Annotated in this window: 1 pseudogene; it reads right to left on the bottom strand. The window is 67.4% G+C overall.

Annotation, left to right across the window (positions count from 1 at the left end):
- Nucleotides 1-2,175 precede the first annotated feature (2,175 nt).
- Nucleotides 2,176-2,659 (bottom strand): annotated as a pseudogene (locus tag EES42_RS34655) (DUF11 domain-containing protein); the annotation flags it as partial.

Below are 2,659 nucleotides of genomic sequence, written 5' to 3'. Positions count from 1 at the left end.
CCCTAGACGCAAGGCCCCGAGACCTCGTACCCCTTGCCGTCGACACCGTGATCGGCCGAACGCCAGAGCACAGATGGCTGTTGAATGCCTCGGCCTCGGCCGGTGTCCACTGCCGGTCGTCCTCACCTGCGGCATCAGCTGCCCGGGCGTGACGGAGCGGCAGGAGGAGCTGCTGTTCGGCGCGGGTCGGCATCCGGACGCCGACCGCATCGAGCGCAAGCGCCTGGGCGACGGCGCCGACCCGGACACGGCGTGGCTGGACACCGTTCTCGGGAAGCCGGTCGAGGGGTCAAGAAAGCGAAGGCGCTCCATAAGGTGTTGCCTTTCTCGCTCACCTGGTCGGCGAGCAGGGCTGCCTTCTCGGACGGTCTTTCCCGTGCTGCCCGCGGGCGGCGACTATGGGCTTCGGTGACGGCGGTGACGAACTCCAGAACAGTGCGGGCTGCGATGGCCCCGGGCGTCCGGTCGAGCTGATCGGTGGCCGCCATCGCAATGTGGGCGGCGTTCGCTTCTTGCCCGAGTCTGAGGAGTAGGACGTGGCCCAGATCCCAGTGGGCGACGGCGATCCGTATTGGGTCATTCGCGTCCTCAGCGGCGCGCAGCGCTCGGTCGGCAACCGTGAAAGCCCGGCCGCTCGCCGCGGACCTTCGCCGGCTCGGCGAGAAACCCGCGTCGGTGACCTGCACTGTCGCGGCATCGGGCGCCGGCCGAGGTGGCCTCCCTGGTGCGGACCGGTCCGGTGGGCTCGGTGGCGGGTGCTGGATCCGTGCCGGCCGTGCAGCCGCTGTATAGGGTGATCGTGGGATACAACGAGGGGGTGCAGGGTGATTCAGCCGTTGAGCATCGCGGTGGCGCAGCCGAGGGGCGTGGTTCACGACGTGTTGTCCTACGCGGTGACCCATGCGGTGACCCATGCGGGGGGCCGTTCGGGCATCTGGTCTGCCGATTGTGAGCTGATCGCCGAGGCGGGCGCCGCCCCCGATGAGGTTGCGCGGGCGGTCTTCGTTGAGTCCGAGCCAGAGCGACTACGGAAGTCGCGACCCGCAAGCCGGGGAAGTGCCAGCGGGGTCGGAACGGGTGCGAGGGGATCGGCGGTGCCGTCGTCCTGAGGCGGCTGCGCACGCCAGCCCGTACAGAAAGCGTGCCCCTCAAGTTCTTGAGCACATCGACTTTCTGACTCCGTTTGATGGGCATGATCTGGCGCCGGTCCTAACTCGAACTCGCGCTTGCCGATCTTGCTCATCAATCAGTCGATTTATCAACACCGCGGTGCGGTGCAGGACGCTGCACCGCGGCCGGCCCGGCTGCCGATCAGCCCGTGCTCTTCGAGGACGCATCAGGCACGTGGACTTCCCGCACGGGGATCTGTGCGGCGTGCGCGTAGCGGATATCGGTGGCGAAGCGGCGGTTTGGGGTGGTGACAGCGATGACCAAGTCGGCGCCCCGGTCGATCATCTGCCGGTTGAGTCGGCACGCAGCGTTCCGGTAAAATGTCGTCCGGTCTTTTCGCCGCATGCGGTGTTCAGGGGCGTCGGTGGGGCAGTCGGGCCCGCAGGTGTCCCAGTCGGTGGTGTGGCCCTCGGTTGTGAGTCCGGCGGATCGCGCCCAGCAGGCCACCGCAGTTCCGATTCCGAGCCCGGTCAGGAAGGCCGTGGACGAACGCGGGCAAGCCCAAGAGCCCGTACTCCTGTGTGACGTCGTGCCAGGCCGTCTCCAGCGACCCAGTCAACTGTTCGTAGTTCGGGCACTGCGCGGCCCCGAGTACCAGGATGCGAATGGGCGAGGTAACGGGGACGATCCCTGCTATGTCCGGGCCGCGCTGCGTTGAGCCGACGCGCCAGTACTTTGCTGATCAGCACCGGAGTTGTGGTGACCTGATGGCGGGAGCAGATGGTGCTGTTGACGGCTGCAAAAAGCCAGCGGCCCTGTGGATCACTCCGCAGGGCCGCTGGGCTGTTGGGCACTCGGCAGGATTCGAACCTGCGACCTTCTGATCCGTAGCTCTGTCTGGATCGGTCAACGACGGTCATTGCGGTCTCGCCGAAGCCTCCAAGGCGCACTACTGGGCGGGGTTGGTTGCTGCATTTCGCTGCTGCACAGGGCTGGCGTTGGCCATCGCGATGAGGAGTTCGCTCGCGGATATGGATCGCCTGCGCCGGCCCTTCTTTGCCGTCATCAGCGGTGGTCGTGCTTGCCGCAGTGCTTGTCGCAGTGCTTGTCGGGGTTGATGGTGGTGGGGGCGGTGGCCGTGTGGGTGGTGGTGTCGCCGCCTCCGGTGACCGTCGCCTTGTTGGTGACGTGGGCAGGCGCGCTGCAGGAGACGCGGACGGTCAGGGTGATGGGTGGGTAGCTGCTTCCCGCAGGGAGGACGTCGCGGCGAGTGCAAGTAAGGGCGGAGCGGGTGCAGTTCCAGCCGGAGCCGCTGATGCGGTCGGCGGTGAGCCCCCGCGGGAGGGTGTCGCGGACGGTGACCGTGGTGCCGTCGGTGGTGCCGGGTCCGGTGTTGCCGACCGTGATGGTGTAAGTGCCCTTATTGCCTCGGGTGAACTTTCCAGTGCGGCTCTTGGCGATAGACAAGGACGCCTTCTGCTGACTGGCCGGGGCGATCGCGATGCCGAACGGGTTGTTGCCGGCGGGGATCGGGCTGCCCACGACGGTG

The sequence above is a fragment of the Streptomyces sp. ADI95-17 genome (genome assembly GCF_003846175.1).
GTDB classification, from domain to species: Bacteria; Actinomycetota; Actinomycetes; order Streptomycetales; family Streptomycetaceae; genus Streptomyces; species Streptomyces sanglieri.
Note: the sequence above shows the minus strand (reverse complement) of the source record. Positions and strands in the feature narration are given on the sequence as shown.